This is a genomic window from Methanoculleus sp. UBA208 (assembly GCF_002498065.1).
Lineage (GTDB): Archaea > Halobacteriota > Methanomicrobia > Methanomicrobiales > Methanoculleaceae > Methanoculleus.
Window position 1 is genome coordinate 34,684 of record NZ_DAFZ01000119.1, and the last position, 15,426, is coordinate 50,109.

Below are 15,426 nucleotides of genomic sequence, written 5' to 3' on the forward strand. Positions count from 1 at the left end.
GCCCGCCGGGCACGGGTAAGACTCTCATCGCAAAGGCGGTCGCGAGCGAGAGCGGAGCCCACTTCATCTCGATCGCGGGGCCGGAGGTTATTTCGAAGTACTACGGCGAGAGCGAGCAGCGGCTCCGTGAGGTCTTTGAGGACGCACGGCAGCACGCGCCCGCCATCATCTTCATCGACGAGCTCGACTCGATCGCTCCCCGGCGCGAAGAGGTGACCGGGGAGGTCGAGCGGCGCGTGGTGGCCCAGCTCCTCACGATGATGGACGGGCTCGAGGAGCGGGGGCAGGTCGTGGTGATCGGGGCCACGAACCGGCTCGACGCCATCGATCCCGCCCTCCGCCGTCCCGGCCGGTTCGACCGGGAGATCGAGATCGGGGTCCCGTCGGAAGACGACCGGGTCCAGGTGCTCCACATCCACACCCGCGGCATGCCGCTTGCCGACGACGTGGCGATTGCCGACGTCGCCCAGCAGACCCACGGGTTCGTCGGGGCGGATCTCGCCGCCCTCGCACGTGAGGCGGCGATCAAGGCGTTGCGGCGCTACCTGCCCGAGATCGATCTCGAAGCCGAGGAGATCCCTCCCGAGATCCTCGAGAAGATGGAGGTGCAGGCCAGGGACTTCCGCGACGCTCTCCGCGATGTGGGCCCGAGCGCCATGCGGGAGGTTCTCCTCGAGGTGCCCCACACCACCTGGGGAGACGTAGGAGGACTCGAAGAGGCGAAGCAGGATATCCGCGAGGCGGTGGAGTACCCGCTCACCGAGCGCGAGCGGTTCGAGAACCTCGGGATCGAGCCGCCGAAGGGCGTCCTCCTCTACGGCCCGCCGGGCACGGGTAAGACCCTCATCGCAAAGGCGGTCGCGAGCGAGAGCGGGGTGAACTTCGTGCCGGTCAAGGGTCCCCAGCTCCTCTCGAAGTGGGTCGGCGAGAGCGAGCGGGCGGTCCGCGAGATCTTCAAGAAGGCCCGGCAGGTGGCGCCGTCCATCATCTTCTTCGACGAGCTGGACGCCCTCGCCCCCGCCCGGGGCGGCGGCACCGAGTCGCACGTGGTCGAGAGCGTGCTAAACCAGATCCTCACCGAGATCGACGGCCTCGAGGAACTCCGGGGCGTGGTGGTGATGGGCGCGACCAACCGGCCGGACATGGTCGACCCGGCGCTGCTCCGGCCCGGACGGTTCGACCGGCTCGTCTACATCGGCGAGCCCGGACGGGACGACCGGGAGAAGATCCTTTCCATCCACACCCGCTACATGCCGCTCGAGGGCTCGACGATGGAAGACCTCGTGGCGATGACGGAAGGGCTCTCGGAGAACGGTCTCGAGGACCTGGTTCTCGCCGTGGGGGCCAACCACCAGGTGAGCATCGAAGAAGTGAGAGAGCACCGAGCCGCTATTACGGCAAGCGACGACGAAGGGCTCCAGCGCCACATCCGGCGGAGGAAACTCGTCGACCTCCTCTCCCAGCAGCAGGTGACCCTCGACAACCCGGCACGGGACCGGCTCCTCAAAAAGATCGCGACCGACACCGAGGGGTTCGTCGGGTCGGATCTCGAGGCGCTCGCCCGGGAGGCGGCCATGCTCGCCATGCGGGAGGGGGCCACCGTCGTGAGCCTTTCGCACTTCGAGCAGGCACGGGATAAGGTGCACGCGACGATGAACGAGCGGCTGCGGCAGTACTACGGGAAGGTGCAGCAGCACTTCAAGGGCGGGCTGCCCAAAGAGATCCAGCCCCCGGAATACCAGTGAGCGGATCTGCCGGGGGATAAGCCCCCGGGGGAACTTTTTTGGTAAGAGAACAGTTCCTCTCCGGTAGGTCGCGAAGGGAGGAGGACACTCTCCACCCTCACCGACGGCCGTACCAGACCGCGAGGAACGTAACCGCCCACCCGGCTACCGCTTTCGGCGTCGGAACGGCGGAGCGTTCAGCACTCCCATTCCCTGTCTCGTTGGAGGTTTTGTACGATCAGGACTGCTGCACGCGCTCTAAGTGTTCGGGAGATGAACGCGCCCCTCCTGACTCGACAGCCCCCCGGAAGTGCCAGCAGACCAGAGCAAGGAGGATATAGACCGCCGCGGCCGCCCACCCGAACTCCCCGGTGATCATCACCGACTCCGGGGTCTCCATCGTGAGGAGCGGGTAGAACTGCTGGATGAAGTAGTTCCAGAACCCGTGGAAGAGAACGGCCGCAATAACGCTTCCCGACCTGAGGCGGAGCCAGGCGAGGACGAACCCCGCGCCCATGACCGACGGAACGAAGACCGCGAGCGAGTACCAGAGCGGGCCTGCCCCGTGGTAGGTGGAGAAGATGATCAGGGGGAAGTGCCACACGGCCCAGATGGCGCTGGAGAGGAGGGCGAGCTTCGTGAATCCCATGAACTTCGCCATCTCCGGAACGAGGAGGCCGCGCCACCCGATCTCCTCTCCGGTGGCAGCGAAGAGGTTGAAGACGATCGAGACGAGAAAGACCGGGATGAACCCGATACTGAAGACCATTGCAGCTTCTTCATGGTTAAACGGCCCGATCCCGGTCGCCCAGACCGGGCTGAAGATCAGGAGGCCGACGAGGATGGGGAGGAAGATCGCGACCATCTGCCACCGGGCCTCTCCCACCCGGAACCCGAATCCCTCCAGGCTCCGCTGGCAATAGAGCCGCGTTACGACGGCGGCGATACCCGGGCACCACATCGTGAAGACGGTGGAGAGGAGGAGCGCCTCCGCCGCCGTGCTCCGGGTCGTAAAGAACCAGCCGATACTGCTCAGAGCAAACGCCAGCACCAGAAAGACGGTCACTTCCCGTCGTGCCGTCGACGGAGAGCGGGGGTCGTAAGGGTGCCCGACAGCGGAGGATGCCATGTGTCACCTTCTCACGTGTGGGTTAATATACCTGCAGGTTTTATTCCCGCCGGTGTGCGCGCTCACGGGCAAAACGCGGCTGCCGGACGGAGGAAGTGCTCAACAGCAGAATTGTGGGGGTTACAGGCCACCCGGCGGTGGAGGGTACGCGATGAGCCCTTCCTTGACGCCTCTCGCGAACCCCGCCTTCTCGTAGAGGCGAAAGACGTTTTGTTCGTTCCGGCCGGTGAGCAACATCACCTTGTAGCAGTCCTCTTCCCACGCGCTCTCCAGCGCATGGTTAAGGAGGGCCGTGCCGAACCCCCGGTTCCGGTACTCACGACGGGTCACAACGTTCTCGACGAGCCCGTAGGGTCGTGTGCCCCGGGTGAGATTCGGGAGGATGTGCAGGACGCACGTCGAGACCGGCGCGCCTTCGTACTCGAGGAGGAAAAGATGCGTCCGCGGGTCGGCGAGGATCTCCCGCCAGGCTCGCTCCAGCGCACGATCGTCGTCCTCCTCGTCGGCATCGTGCAGGTGCGCATAGAGGGAGAGGACGGCGCCGAGATCTTCCTCGACGGCCTCCCGGACGAGCAGCGTGTCACGCTTCATATATCTCAGTCTGTCTGTTCGGTAATCTGCTTTTGTTTTTGTCCGGACCTTGTTGCAACCCGCTCTGGAGAGTCATCGATTGCGCCCGGGCACGGATTTCGTGGGGACTGCGCACCTGTGGTGCTTGTGCTCCTGCCCCCGCACCTAAACGGTGCTCCAGCTCCGTTCCTCTGGAACGTCGCACCTTCGGCCAGTCGCCGGTCCAAGACCTCGATTTTCTCCAGCGATGTCCCATGGGAGCATCCCCCCTCCTCGTCAGCCCCTCTTCGCACCTTCGGTGCTCGAACTCCTGCCGTCCCGGCAGTCGTTCCCCCCAATGGCGATAGTCCCACGGTCCACTGCACCGTGATATTTTTCCCGTTTTGATTACTTTGTTTGCCACACTTCGCATTTGCGGGTGGCGTACCTCTCCATCACGCTGTCGCCTCCGGGATCGGCGCATCACATCCCGGGGCAACCTATTTACCGGCCCATGAACAAGCATATACATCAAAGCGCATACCTGCCGCCCGGAGTCTATCCATGCCGAACTGCACCACGTTTCTCGACGCCAACGCCTGTAACCCAAAAAAGACCGCTCTCATCGTCCCCTCCACCGCAGAGTCCTACACCCGCGCAGAACTTCTCGACCGGGTCTGCCGGGTGGGGCGCGGCCTCCTTGACCTCGGGATCGGGCGAGGGGACCGTGTCTGCATTTACCTGGATAGTTCGACGGAGTACCTCGTCAGCTACTTCGCCCTCTGGCGCATCGGCGCCGTCGCCGTCCCGACGAACCGGGTCTACCGGGAGAGCGAGGTTCTCTACGCCCTCCGCGACGCAGGTGCCGTCGCCGTCATCACCGACGTCGAAGGTGCGGCGCTCGTCGGCCGCATCCGGGACCGGGCGCCGGCGCTCCGGCAGGTCGTCGCCGTCGACGAGGAGGCGGCCGGCGCCGTCCCCTGGTCCGAACTCCTCCGGTCACCGGCGGACTGCCGTGCCGCCCACTGCCGGTTCGACGACCTCTGCCAGATCCAGTACACCTCCGGCACCACGGGAAAGCCGAAGGGTGCCATGCTCACCCACGGGAACTGGATCGCCGCGATGGACGCCGAGCGGGACGTCCTCCGGATCACCGACGAGGATGTCTACCTCGGGATCTACCCGATGGGGCACGTCGGCATCAGCTGGGGCATCGCGGCGCTCCGGGCCGGCGGGACCTACGTCGTCATGGAGCGGTTCGATCTCGACCGCTACCTCGGCCTCGCCCGCGAGTACCGGGCCACGATCGTCGCCGGGATGCCGCCGGTGATCCACTCCCTCATCCAGACCCCGCCGGGGACCGAGACGGCGCTCGCCACCGCCCGGGTGATGATCAGCGGCGGCGGCCCCCTGACGCCCGGGGTCTGGAAACCCTTCCACGAGCGGTTCGGTATTCCCGTCGTCAACGCCTACGGCCTCTCCGAGACAGTCGTCGTCGGAACCGGGACCGCCATCCGCCCCGAGCACTACGCGACCGCCGACGAATTCAGGAGCGTCGGCACCCCTGTCGGATTCTCGGAGGTGAAGATCGTCGATGCCGGCGACCCCGCGCAGGAACTCGGCCCCGGCGTTGACGGCGAGATTGCTCTCCGCGGGCCGGGGGTGGCGCTCGGCTACTGGCAGATGCCCGAGGAGACCGCCGCCGTCTTCCTCCCCGACGGCTGGTTCCTGACCGGCGACGTCGGCCACCTGGACGCGGACGGGATGCTTTACATCACGGACCGCAAAAAGGACATGATCGTGATGTCGGGCTGGAAGGTCTACCCGACCGAGGTCGAAGACGTCCTCGTCCAGCACCCGGGCGTCCGCGACGCGGCGGTCTTCGGGTGCAGCGACGAGCACCGGGGCGAAGTGCCGGTGGCCGTGGTGGTCCCCTCGGGCGAAGGTGTCACTCCCGACGAGATCGTCGCCTTCGCCCGCGAACGCCTCGCGGGCTACAAGGTCCCCCGCCGGGTCATCCTCGCCGGCGAGCTCCCCCGGGTGAACGGGTGGAAGCTCCTCAGAAAGCGCCTCCGGGAGGAGTACTGCGACGCCGGCGGCGTGCAGGCCCGCACCTGACCGGGTAATATTAAAGAACTGGCGGCGAATAGTTACTTTCGAGGACACACCACCGAGGTACAGACGTGGCAGACACTATCAGACAGTCTACAGGGATCGCGGGCCTGGATCTTGCACTCGACGGGGGATTTCCGCCGGGCTCCCGCATAATCATCTCCGGATCTCCCCTGAGCGGTCTCGAACTCCTGGCACAGCAGTTCTGGCAGGCGGGAGAGGGAAAAGGTACGTACCTGATGCTCGATACCGCGCCGGGCGAGGGCATGACCGACGCACGGGGCATGGACGCCGCGGCGATGGCCGGGGCCATGCAGGGCGAAAGGATCGTCGTGGACTCTCTCTCCACGCTGATCGCCGCCTGGGGTATCGATGCGGCCGTCGGGTTCGTCCTCGAGGATACCCGCGCGCTCATCGAGGGAGGCGCGAACATTGCATACATCCTCTACACCGGCCTGCACACTCCTCACGAGGAGGCGCGGCTGATGCGTGCCGCAGACGTCTTCCTCACCCTCAGGCACCAGATCCACGGAAACGAGTTCGAGCGGACGCTCGCCATTGAAAAACTCAGGGATTCGGACGTGCCGCAACGGGTGATCCCCTACCATATCACGGCGGAGGGGCTCGAGCTCTCGACGACCAGCAGGGTGGTCTAGCCGGTATACTCGGCCCGGACCTCGCCCGCCGCAACAACCATATTTTTCAGTTTTCCGAGCGCTGCATCCCGCGACTGCATCCGCAGCCCGCAGTCCGGGTCGACGAGCATGGCTTCCGGCGAGAATACATCGACCCCGGCCTCGATTCTTTTTTTGATGGTCTCGACACTCTCGACGCCGGGATCGGCCGAGTCCACACACCCGTAGCCGATCATCCGGCCGCGCAGGTCTTTCTCCGAAAGCACCTCAAGGTTTCCGGGGTTGTTCGCGAACTCAAAATCGAATACGGCGACGTTTGTTTTGAGAACGTCGTCGATGACCGTCCCGAGGCTCCCGCAGACGTGGAGGCATACCGGCACCCGGAGCCTCCCTGCGATCGCGTTCACCGCTTCACGGCCGACGGCGAGGTTTGCGGCCCCCGTGGAGAAGATGGGCTCGTCGATCTGGATGAGCGTGACCCCGGCGTCCTGGATGTAGCCCGCCTCGACCGCAAGCGCCTGGGCGAGGTCCAGGACCAGTTCGTCCTTGTTCCGGTAGAACGGGGTCTCGATCGAGAGGCCGTGTGCGAGCGTGCTCGGCCCGGTGAGGATCCCCTTCACCTTCGGGTGCCGCGAGAGTGCATACTTCGTATCCGCAAGCGTGATGGGGCGCTGGGCCGGCTGGACCTTCCCGACGACCGAAGAGCCGCGGATGCCGGGGAGGTGGGAGGTGAAGGCGCGGATCATGTCGCCCCGGACCTGGCCGTCTGAGATGATATCGATCCCGGCGGCAACCTGGTCGGCGACCGCTACCTCCACTGCATGCTTCAGCGGGTCCATGAGGGCGCGAACGCCCGAGCCTTTCACCACCGGGTAGCTCCCGACCACCGTGGTGGGCAGGCGCTTGCTTATCAACGTCATGGGGTCAGTCTGTGCCGGTCACGCGGGAAGAGCACCGCCTCGCGGATGTTAGGGAGGTCGAGCATCGTCATCACCAGGCGCTCGATGCCGAGCCCCCACCCGGCGTGCGGGGGCATCCCGTAGCGGAACGTCTTCAAGTAGAACTCGAAGCTCTCGGGAGATAAGCCCTTCGCACGGATCCGCTCCACCAGGAGGTCGTGGTCGTGAACACGCTGGGCCCCGGAGGAGAGTTCCATCCTCGGGTGCATCAGGTCGAACGCCTTGCAGAACTCGGGGCGGTCGGGGTAGGGCATCGCGTAGTAGGGCCGAATATCGGTCGGCCAGTCGACGACGAAGTAGTGGCCCCCGATCGCGTCGCCGATCGCCCGCTCGGCCGCCGGGGAGAGGTCGTCGTCGAAGGCGATCTTCTCTTCAACGGTGCGGTTCGCGATCTCGATCGCCTCCGCGTAGGGGATACGCGGGAACGGCTTTGCCGGAACCGCGAGATCGACGCCCAGTTCCGCGAGGTGCTCAGCACAGTTCATCGCCACGTAGTCGTAGACATACACGATAAGGTCTTCGAGAAGTTCCATGACATCGTTGTGGTCGGCAAACGAGACCTCGACATCGAGGCTCGTCGCCTCGTTGAGGTGCCGGACGGTGTTGTGCTCCTCGGCGCGGAAGATGGGGCCGAGCTCGAAGACCCCCTCGAACCCCGCAGCCATCATCATCTGCTTATAGAGCTGCGGGCTCTGGTTCATGAACGCCTCTTTCTCAAAGTAGGCGATCGGGAAGAGTTCCGTACCCCCCTCTGTCGCCGCCGCGACGATCTTCGGGGTGGCGATGTTGACACAGCCCCGGGAGGCGAGGAACGCGGTCGCGGCGCAGGTCACCGCCGAGCGGATGAAGAAGATGGCGCGGACACGCGGTTTCCTCGCGTCGAGGAATCGGGAGTCGAGCCGGGTGTCCATCTCGGCGGGCACCTTCTCGGCGACGTCGAGCGGGAGCGGGCTCTCTGCGATGCTGATGATCTCAAGCTCCTCGGGGACGATCTCGCGCCCGCCGGGTGCTTTCTCGATTGCTTTGACTGTGCCCTGGACCCTGACCACGGACTCTCTCGAGACGCTCCGGGCGACATCGAGGATCTCTGCCGGGACCTTCTTCTTCGGGATGGTCACCTGGATGATGCCGGTCCGGTCGCGGATCAGGAAGAACGAGAGTCCTCCGAGATCGCGGACCTCGTGCACCCAGCCGACGATCTCGGCAGACTCGGTTTCCGGGGTTACGGCCCGTATTGGTAGACGCATATGAAAAACCTGGATACAGTGTGGGTCCGGAGAGGTATTTTGTTTTGCGCTCCTCCCCGGGAGAGCGCTCCGGTGGGGCGGCCGCGGGAAAAGGAACGGCCGCCCCCGGAAGTGCGGCCCTTAGAGGAAGACTGCCGCGGCGAGGACCGTCATCCAGCGGCCGTCCATAACCCCCTCCGCCGCCTGGCAGATGTGGGTCGTGCTGATGATCCGGCCGCTCGCCTTGTAGATCTGTTCCCGTTCCTGCCACGCTTTGTCGGGGTCGAACTCAACCCCGAGCGTTGTTGCGAGCATGGTTGCCGCAAGGTCTTCTGCGTATTCGCCCGAGACTTCTTCCGTCTCGCCGAAGGCGTGGTGCTCGGAGAGGTAGCCGTAGGCGTTGCTCTCCTTGGGCATCGCGTGGCCGACAGCAGCGGAGACAAGCCTGCTCGGTTCGTTGGTCTCGTTCCGGGCCATGACGACGTAGACGATGCTGCCTGGAGATAGCTCTTTCAAGCCCTCCTCCTTTGAGACCAGCTGGCAGTTCGGGGGAAAGATACTTGAGACATAGACCAGGTTGTACTTCTCGATGCCTGCCTGCCTGAGAGCCAGCTCGAACGATGCCAGTTTGTCTTTGTGGATGCCCACACCTTTCGTAAAGAAACACTTGGTCGGAACGAACATTAGGGATCTTCTTATCGTTTGGTTTTTTTAAAATTTTCGGTAATAACAGTCACAAATTAAAAAATGAGCAAATTTTTTACCCCTTTTGTTATTCCAGGGGGATATTTCAGGGAAGTGCGGAAACTATGCGAAAAAACACGGAATTTCAGCCGTCCGGATCCGCCGATCTTCCCCTGCAGAACAGTGTGCGCTGGAATCGTTACCGCAACGATCAGTATCGGAAAAACCCCGCGAGCCTGCGGAGGGAAGGGAGGGGCGCACCCGCGGCTCTTTCATCAGCGGGAGGACCGTTCTCAAGCGATTCCGCGAGTCCCGCCCCCGGGCATCTCCGGAGGAACGCTTATATGCGATGGTGCAGCATCCGGTGCATCCGGGAGCGTGCCGCCGACCCGTCACGGCACCCGGATCCCCACGCGCGCCCCGCAACGGAAGGTGAAGAGATGGAAGAGGAAGAGAAACCCGCGGCGGTCGTGGATTGCATCGGGCTCTACTGCCCCATGCCGATCACGATGACCAAAGAGGCGATCGAGAAGCTCGACGTCGGCGAGGTGCTCCTGGTCGAGGCGGACGACCCCGCCGCGGAGGAGGATATCCGGCGCTGGGCGAACCGGGTGGGGCACGAGATCGTGAAGTTCGAGAAGGATGACGGAGCCATGCGGTTCTCCATCAGGAAGATGAAGTGAGGTGAGACGAATGTACGCGGATAAGACGGTAAATTGTGTCGGCATCTGCCAGGCGCCCATGCTCTCTATCGAGGAAGAGATGGAAACGCTCGATGCAGGCCAGATCCTGCAGGTCACAACCGACAAACCGGACCTCGTCGAGGCGGTCAGGGCCTGGGCCGGCGAGAGCGGGCATACGATCGAGGAGGAGCACGTCGCCTCGGGTGTGAAAACCCTCATCGTGCGCAAGGGAAGGACGGCAGCGGTAGAGGCGAAGTGATCGGATGGACGCCGCTACGTGGATGCCGGGGGAGCCTGCTGCCGGGCGCCCGTCATCCTGCTCGAAGAGGGAATGGACCGGCTCTCAAGCGGCGGGACCCTGAGGGTCGAGGTGGACGTCCGGGTCCGGGCGCGGCGGATGGGTCGCGAGATCGTGGGCGAGGAGAAGGCCGGAGGGAAGGCCACGTTCCTGATCAGGAAAGGAGGCTGAGACGTATGGCAAGAATACTTTATGTTCAGACCAGTGGCACCGATACCCCCGAGAGGCTGTACGCACCGTTCGTCCTCGCGATGACGGCGCGGAGCATGGACATGGATGCCGACATCTACTTCATGATCAAGGGGGTGACGGTCGTCAAGAAGGGTGCTGCGGAGGAGATCAAGGTCGGGAACTTCCCGAAACTCTCGGAGATCATGTATCAGGCGATCGTTTCCGGGGCAAAGATCTACATCTGCGAGCAGAGCACCCAGCTCCTCGGCATGGAACGGGGCGACTTCATCGAAGAGGGACAGGTCGTGGGCGCGCTCACCTTGAACGACCTCGCGGTCGACGCCGAAGTGGTCATCACGTTTTAAGAGGCTGCAGGAATGGAAGATCGGATTTATCTCGACCACGCGGCGGCGATGCCGGTCCGGCCGGAGGTCCTTTCGTTCGGGCGGCAGTTCCCGGACGGTTTCGCCGGCAACCCCTCGACGCTCTACCGGGAGGGGCTTTTGGCGCAGGAGGCCGTCTCGGGGGCACGCGAGAAGGTGGCGGCGCTCATCGGGGCGAGCGCCGCGGAATCGATCGTCTTTTGCAGCGGGGCGACCGAGGCAAACAACATCGCCGTACGGGGGGCCGCGCTCCGGAACAAAAAGTCGGGGAAGCATGTCGTCGCGAGCGCCATCGAGCACATATCCGTGCTGAACCCGGCAAAAGACCTCCAGAAGACCGGGTTTTCCCTCACGCTGGCTCCGGTCGACCGCTACGGCACTATCGATCTCGACGCCCTCGGTACGGCGGTCACCCCGGAGACGGTCGTCACGTCGGTCCATTACGCGAACAACGAGATCGGGACGATCGAGCCGATCCGGGAGGCGGCGGAGATCGTCCACGACCGGGGAGGGCTCCTCCACGTGGACGCCGCCGATGCCGCGGGGAGGATGCCGATCGACGTGGAGCGTGACGGCATCGACCTCCTCACCCTCTCCGGAAACCAGCTCGGCGGGCTGCAGGGGACGGGGGCGCTCTACATCCGCCCGGGGGTCCGGGTCCAGCCGGTCCTCGTCGGGGGCGGGCAGGAACGCGGCCTCCGGCCCGGGACCGAGAACGTCGTCGGGATCGCCTGCATGGGAGAGGCCGCCCGGCTCGCGAAGGAGGAGATGCCGGGGGAGAGCAGGCGTCTCGCCGCGATCCGGGACCGGCTTATTTCCGGTGTCACGTCGGTCGAGGAGGCCTACCTGACCGGCCACCCGACGGAGCGGCTTCCCCACCACGCCAGTTTCCGGTTCTCCCGGATCGAGGGCGAGAGCATCCAGCTCGCCATGGACATGCTCGGGATCGCGGTCGCCACCGGTTCGGCGTGCACCTCCCGGACGCTCGAGGCCTCCCACGTCCTCCTCGCCATCGGGCTCGCCCACGAGGAGGCGCACGGGTCGATGGTCGCGACGCTCGGGCGCGGAAACAGCGTCGACCAGGTGCCCCGGATCGTCGGGGCCGTCGAAGAAACAGTTAAACGCCTGCGGGCTATTACACCGCTGTAGGTGAAGAATTTGGCAGACCAGATCGGATACAGCCAGAAGGTGATGGAGCACTTCATGAACCCACACAACGTCGGGGTGATCGAGAACCCGGACGGCTACGGGAAGGTCGGCAACCCCGTCTGCGGCGACCTCATGGAGATCTTCATCAAGGTCAGGGACGACGTCATCGAGGATATCAGGTTCCGGACGTTCGGGTGCGGGTCGGCGATCGCGACGAGCAGCATGGTGACCGATCTCGCCAGGGGAAAGACGCTCGACGAGGCGATGAAGATCACCCGCGACGACGTGGCGACCGAACTCGAGGGGCTGCCGCCCCGGAAGATGCACTGCTCGAACCTCGCGGCGGACGCGCTCCACGCGGCGATAGAGGATTACCGGGAGAAGCAGAAGAAAGGGTGAGGGGACTAGCACCCGTAGATCAGGGTCAGGATGCTCTTTGCAAGGTCGAGGCTCTTGCCCCGGTTGACCATGAGGGTGTCCAGGCGCAACGCGCCTTCAAGCCCGACCGGGTCCCGGGTATCCTGGATGAAGACGTCCACGAAGTCCTCGTAGAGACCGTATGTCCCGGCGGACGATGCCTCTTTTCCGAACGCCCGCATCAGGGCCGATGCCGGGCCGCTGACCGGCGTATCCCCGATGAAGGGGCTGACCGCGATGACGCGCTGCCGGCGGAGCGCCTCCCGCACCCCGGCGCATTCGAGGATCGGCGATATGCTCGTGACCGGGTTGCTCGGGCCGATCACCACGGCGTCGCTCGCCTCGATCGCTCCGATGACTTCGTCGGTCGCTGCCGGCGGCTCACGGGACCGGCGGACCACGCCGTCGATCGCCACGTCTCCCCGGTGCTTCACCCAGTACTCCTGGAAGTGTATCTCGCCACGGGGCGTCCGGACATAGGTCGTCACGACGGAGTCGGTCATCGGGAGGACTGTCGCACGGATACCCAGGGTGCGGCAGAGCTCAGCAGTCGCCTCCGTCAGCCGCACGCCGCTCCGGATCATCTCCCCTCGCGCAACGTGGATCGCCCGGTCCTGGTCGCCGACGGCGATGTACTCGTCGGTGCCGAGTCTCGCGAGGAGGTCGTGGGTGATGTAGGAGTCGCTCTTGATTCCCCACCACCGGTTGGTATCAAGGATGCCCGCGAAGAGGTACATGACCGTATCGATGTCGGGCGAGAGGTGGTTGCCGGAGAGCCACGTGTCCTCGGCCGTGTTGACGACGACCGCGATATCCCTGTCGTCCAGCAGCTCCCGCACCCCGCGGAGGAGCTTCGGGGTTCCGGTCCCGCCCGAGAAGAAGGTTATCATAGAATAATTAGCGTTTCAAGTGCAACCGTATATGAATTTTCCCAAACTCTGCCGGATGGTCAACGCCCCATTTTTAAGAAATTGCGTGGCGTATGACCGCCATGATGTCCCAGGCGAGCGATTCGGCCTGCCGCTCGTGCATCAGGCGGGTTTCGAGGCGGAGCGATCCGGGGACGTCGTCGGGGTCGTGGATGTCCTGGACGAAGACGTCGACGATATCCCCGTACAGCCGGGAGACCGCGGGAGCGGTGGGGGGTTCGCCGACGGCGTACATGAGGGCGGCGTCTTTCTGGTCCGGGGCGACGCCGCCCGAAAACGGCGAGACAGCGACGACGAACTTCTCAAGGAGGAGGTCCCGCATCCCGCCGCAGTCGAGGATTGGGAGGATGCTCGCCGCCGGGTTCGCGGGGCCGATCACTACGGCGTCGCTTTCCTCGATCGCCGCCCGCACCCTGTCCGTGATCGCCGGGGGTTTTTGCCCGACGAGTTCCCGGACCTCCGTCCCGGGGTCGGCGGCCATCCGGTATTCGAGGAGCGCCAAGCGTCCGGTGCCGGTATCGACGTAGAGGGCGGCATCGCCGTCCGTCACCGGGAGGACGGTCGCCCCGATGTTGAGCGAGCGGCACTGCGCCCGGACGGCCTCCGTCAGGGTCAGGCCCTCGCGGAGGAGACCCGCACGGGCGATCTGGACGGCCCGGGCACGGTCGCCGACCGGGAAGGGTTCGCCGCCCGCCACCTTCGGGAGGTAGTTATGGGTGGCGTAGGTGTCGCCCTTGATCCCCCACCACCGGCCGGTATCGAGGATGCCGGCGAAAAGGAAGACGGCGGTGTCGATATCCGGCGCACAGTGGCCCCCCGAGACCCGGAGATCCTCGGCGGTATTCGCGACCACGGTGATCTCGCTGTCGTAGAGGATCTGCCGGACGCCCCGGATGAGCGCAGGCGTCCCGGTTCCGCCGGAGAGGAAGGTGATCATGGCTGAATGTCATGTATGTGGGGTGTTTGGGGGGTTAAGAGTTTCAGTTGCTGGTGGCTGACGGGTCATGTTCAGATATCTGGAAGTGTGGACTCTCAGCGGACGGTCTCGACCAGCACAACCCAGTGGCTGGCCAAGGGCTCGTGACACTCCCTCTTCAACCGACCGGGCACCGAGGATACCTGACGGATGAGTATGGGTAAAATATTCCGAGGCCGATCTCGAAGACTACTGCCAGCAGGCAGAACCGCAACTTACGGTGATGGCCTCGGTCGAAGGCCGGAAGATACAATCAGAGTTCCGGTACCGGATGCAGCCCACTCGGAGATCTTGAAGAGCCTGGTGAGTGAAAGCATCCAGTTGAAGAAGGGGTTGGAGGTGGTCAAGGAGTTGCAGATTCGGATGGATAGGATATCAATAGTAGTTGCCGGATATGGGATACAAGAGGAAAGGTTGTGGCCTGTGGGCGACGACAAGTAACTTTCTAATCTGAGGTTACAATTAAATGTATTAACTTCATTCCTGAGGATTTGCCTCAGTTGGCCTGTGGAACCATCTGAGGCAGGTTTCTGATACTCTGGTCTCAGCTCGCTTGGCGGTAGATCACGTAGCGGATCCTGAAGATCCAAAGAATCCGTAACTCAAATTCTCTGTACATGACGTATCTCCTCAGTTTTGTTCGTATGGTTATGCCATCCCTCATGCTGTGGCAATCATCGGGACAATCAATATATAAATAATAACGAGTATTTAACTCTTCAAGCGCGATGAGTTCGTCGTCCATTAAAAGGACTTTTTAGAATGACCTGATCCTGTCCGACAGGGTAAAATTTAATAACAATACCTCACAACACTACCATCGTCCTTGAGTGTTTGTGAGGCAAACATTCAGAGGAACATGTACTATCAGAGTGTCAAAAGCGGTTGAAAAACGCTGGACATGACGTTAGATCCTTAGTTTGTGGAGGGGCTCCCGGGCCTAATCTGTGGTATGGCTTGGGAGCGGACTCCATTATTGCCATGAAATTTTCACTGTGTTGGTACTTGTAGGCATAGGTGGAAAATCAGTATGGTTTTTATTATAACTCAATTACCTCTCTCCGCCGCATCCTCCATCGTGACAGACGGCAGGTAACCATCACCCAGAAACTCTGACTCCCTGTCCCCACACTCAGCTCCCAATGATTGCGATAACCATTGGGATATAGTGCCTCACCGACCCGACACGGTTCCCGGCAGTCAGCATTGCGGTGTTGGTCAGGAGACGACTATTTATGGCAGGCCCTATCGCCATCTACTGCCCACCTCCCTCATGGGCAGAACGACTGCCCGGTGGGCGGAGTCTGAGCACCATCAGGTGTGAACGTCCGGAGTTCGAGAAGATCGGAGATCTTCGGGAGTGCGAGCCCCACCCCTCCCCACCGCTTGATTCCCCCAACCC

General features: G+C 63.5%; 17 protein-coding genes. 10 read left to right on the top strand and 7 right to left on the bottom strand.

Annotation, left to right across the window (positions count from 1 at the left end; translation table 11 throughout):
• Positions 1 to 1,745: AAA family ATPase (locus BRA62_RS12530; RefSeq protein ID WP_292367122.1), on the top strand; the 1,745-nt coding region annotated here is incomplete at its 5' end.
• 217 nt (positions 1,746 to 1,962) lie between these two features.
• Here BRA62_RS12530 and BRA62_RS12535 read toward each other — a convergent pair.
• Positions 1,963 to 2,853, bottom strand: coding sequence for a CPBP family intramembrane glutamic endopeptidase (locus BRA62_RS12535; protein ID WP_292367124.1), 891 nt, complete (start codon positions 2,851 to 2,853; stop codon positions 1,963 to 1,965).
• 120 nt (positions 2,854 to 2,973) lie between these two features.
• Positions 2,974 to 3,444, bottom strand: coding sequence for a GNAT family N-acetyltransferase (locus tag BRA62_RS12540; protein ID WP_331519177.1), 471 nt, complete (start codon positions 3,442 to 3,444; stop codon positions 2,974 to 2,976).
• A gap of 522 nt (positions 3,445 to 3,966) precedes the next feature.
• On the opposite strand from BRA62_RS12540, the gene BRA62_RS12545 reads away from it, so the two are divergent.
• The gene (locus BRA62_RS12545) at positions 3,967 to 5,520 is read left to right on the top strand and encodes a class I adenylate-forming enzyme family protein (protein ID WP_292367126.1); all 1,554 of its coding nucleotides are present in this window, start codon (positions 3,967 to 3,969) and stop codon (positions 5,518 to 5,520) included.
• 65 nt (positions 5,521 to 5,585) lie between these two features.
• Positions 5,586 to 6,170 carry an RAD55 family ATPase gene (locus BRA62_RS12550; RefSeq protein ID WP_292367127.1) on the top strand — a complete coding sequence of 195 codons (585 nt, stop codon included), beginning with the start codon at positions 5,586 to 5,588 and terminating at the stop codon, positions 6,168 to 6,170.
• On the opposite strand, the gene BRA62_RS12555 is transcribed toward BRA62_RS12550, so the two are convergent.
• From BRA62_RS12555 to BRA62_RS12565, 3 genes are all read right to left on the bottom strand, one after another.
• Positions 6,167 to 7,069 carry a methionine synthase gene (locus tag BRA62_RS12555; protein ID WP_292367129.1) on the bottom strand — a complete coding sequence of 301 codons (903 nt, stop codon included), beginning with the start codon at positions 7,067 to 7,069 and terminating at the stop codon, positions 6,167 to 6,169. The two genes, BRA62_RS12550 and BRA62_RS12555, sit on opposite strands and share 4 nt — an antisense overlap.
• Positions 7,066 to 8,355, bottom strand: coding sequence for an aspartate--tRNA(Asn) ligase (gene aspS, locus BRA62_RS12560; protein ID WP_292367131.1), 1,290 nt, complete (start codon positions 8,353 to 8,355; stop codon positions 7,066 to 7,068). Before aspS ends, BRA62_RS12555 begins: the two co-directional genes overlap by 4 nt.
• Before the next feature lie 120 nt (positions 8,356 to 8,475).
• A complete protein-coding gene (locus BRA62_RS12565) occupies positions 8,476 to 9,018 on the bottom strand; it encodes a pyruvoyl-dependent arginine decarboxylase (protein ID WP_292367133.1) in 543 nt (180 codons plus the stop codon).
• Positions 9,019 to 9,362: 344 nt separating this feature from the next.
• On the opposite strand from BRA62_RS12565, the gene BRA62_RS12570 reads away from it, so the two are divergent.
• The 6 genes from BRA62_RS12570 to nifU are packed head-to-tail and all read left to right on the top strand — an operon-like array spanning position 9,363 to position 12,101.
• Positions 9,363 to 9,701, top strand: coding sequence for a sulfurtransferase TusA family protein (locus BRA62_RS12570; RefSeq protein ID WP_292367135.1), 339 nt, complete (start codon positions 9,363 to 9,365; stop codon positions 9,699 to 9,701).
• Between the two features lie 10 nt (positions 9,702 to 9,711).
• Positions 9,712 to 9,960 carry a sulfurtransferase TusA family protein gene (locus BRA62_RS12575; RefSeq protein ID WP_292367136.1) on the top strand — a complete coding sequence of 83 codons (249 nt, stop codon included), beginning with the start codon at positions 9,712 to 9,714 and terminating at the stop codon, positions 9,958 to 9,960.
• Between the two features lie 18 nt (positions 9,961 to 9,978).
• Positions 9,979 to 10,170: a sulfurtransferase TusA family protein gene (locus BRA62_RS12580; protein ID WP_292367138.1), complete on the top strand. Its 192-nt coding sequence runs from the start codon at positions 9,979 to 9,981 to the stop codon at positions 10,168 to 10,170.
• Positions 10,171 to 10,175: 5 nt separating this feature from the next.
• On the top strand, positions 10,176 to 10,535 hold the full coding sequence (locus BRA62_RS12585; protein ID WP_292367140.1) for a DsrE family protein: 360 nt from the start codon (positions 10,176 to 10,178) through the stop codon (positions 10,533 to 10,535).
• Positions 10,536 to 10,547: 12 nt separating this feature from the next.
• Positions 10,548 to 11,702 carry a cysteine desulfurase family protein gene (locus tag BRA62_RS12590; protein ID WP_292367142.1) on the top strand — a complete coding sequence of 385 codons (1,155 nt, stop codon included), beginning with the start codon at positions 10,548 to 10,550 and terminating at the stop codon, positions 11,700 to 11,702.
• Positions 11,703 to 11,711: 9 nt separating this feature from the next.
• Positions 11,712 to 12,101 carry a Fe-S cluster assembly scaffold protein NifU gene (gene nifU / locus BRA62_RS12595; RefSeq protein ID WP_292367149.1) on the top strand — a complete coding sequence of 130 codons (390 nt, stop codon included), beginning with the start codon at positions 11,712 to 11,714 and terminating at the stop codon, positions 12,099 to 12,101.
• Positions 12,102 to 12,106: 5 nt separating this feature from the next.
• On the opposite strand, the gene cofD is transcribed toward nifU, so the two are convergent.
• Together cofD and BRA62_RS12605 are read right to left on the bottom strand one after the other, a co-directional pair.
• Positions 12,107 to 13,009, bottom strand: coding sequence for a 2-phospho-L-lactate transferase (cofD, locus tag BRA62_RS12600; protein ID WP_292367144.1), 903 nt, complete (start codon positions 13,007 to 13,009; stop codon positions 12,107 to 12,109).
• 73 nt (positions 13,010 to 13,082) lie between these two features.
• A complete protein-coding gene (locus BRA62_RS12605; RefSeq protein WP_292367146.1) occupies positions 13,083 to 13,985 on the bottom strand; it encodes a 2-phospho-L-lactate transferase CofD family protein in 903 nt (300 codons plus the stop codon).
• A gap of 342 nt (positions 13,986 to 14,327) precedes the next feature.
• Here BRA62_RS12605 and BRA62_RS12610 point away from each other — a divergent pair, with 342 nt between their 5' ends.
• On the top strand, positions 14,328 to 14,465 hold the full coding sequence (locus BRA62_RS12610) for a hypothetical protein (RefSeq protein ID WP_292367147.1): 138 nt from the start codon (positions 14,328 to 14,330) through the stop codon (positions 14,463 to 14,465).
• Positions 14,466 to 15,426: the final 961 nt, after the last annotated feature.

Excerpts from the sequence above, each read along its gene's own strand:
- BRA62_RS12535 (WP_292367124.1), bottom strand. The coding sequence starts at position 2,853 with ATGGCATCCTCCGCTGTCGGGCACCCTTACGACCCCCGCTCTCCGTCG.
- BRA62_RS12540 (WP_331519177.1), bottom strand. The coding sequence starts at position 3,444 with ATGAAGCGTGACACGCTGCTCGTCCGGGAGGCCGTCGAGGAAGATCTC.
- BRA62_RS12545 (WP_292367126.1), top strand. The coding sequence starts at position 3,967 with ATGCCGAACTGCACCACGTTTCTCGACGCCAACGCCTGTAACCCAAAA.
- BRA62_RS12555 (WP_292367129.1), bottom strand. The coding sequence starts at position 7,069 with ATGACGTTGATAAGCAAGCGCCTGCCCACCACGGTGGTCGGGAGCTAC.
- aspS (WP_292367131.1), bottom strand. The coding sequence starts at position 8,355 with ATGCGTCTACCAATACGGGCCGTAACCCCGGAAACCGAGTCTGCCGAG.
- BRA62_RS12565 (WP_292367133.1), bottom strand. The coding sequence starts at position 9,018 with ATGTTCGTTCCGACCAAGTGTTTCTTTACGAAAGGTGTGGGCATCCAC.
- BRA62_RS12570 (WP_292367135.1), top strand. The coding sequence starts at position 9,363 with ATGCGATGGTGCAGCATCCGGTGCATCCGGGAGCGTGCCGCCGACCCG.
- BRA62_RS12575 (WP_292367136.1), top strand. The coding sequence starts at position 9,712 with ATGTACGCGGATAAGACGGTAAATTGTGTCGGCATCTGCCAGGCGCCC.
- BRA62_RS12585 (WP_292367140.1), top strand. The coding sequence starts at position 10,176 with ATGGCAAGAATACTTTATGTTCAGACCAGTGGCACCGATACCCCCGAG.
- BRA62_RS12590 (WP_292367142.1), top strand. The coding sequence starts at position 10,548 with ATGGAAGATCGGATTTATCTCGACCACGCGGCGGCGATGCCGGTCCGG.
- cofD (WP_292367144.1), bottom strand. The coding sequence starts at position 13,009 with ATGATAACCTTCTTCTCGGGCGGGACCGGAACCCCGAAGCTCCTCCGC.
- BRA62_RS12605 (WP_292367146.1), bottom strand. The coding sequence starts at position 13,985 with ATGATCACCTTCCTCTCCGGCGGAACCGGGACGCCTGCGCTCATCCGG.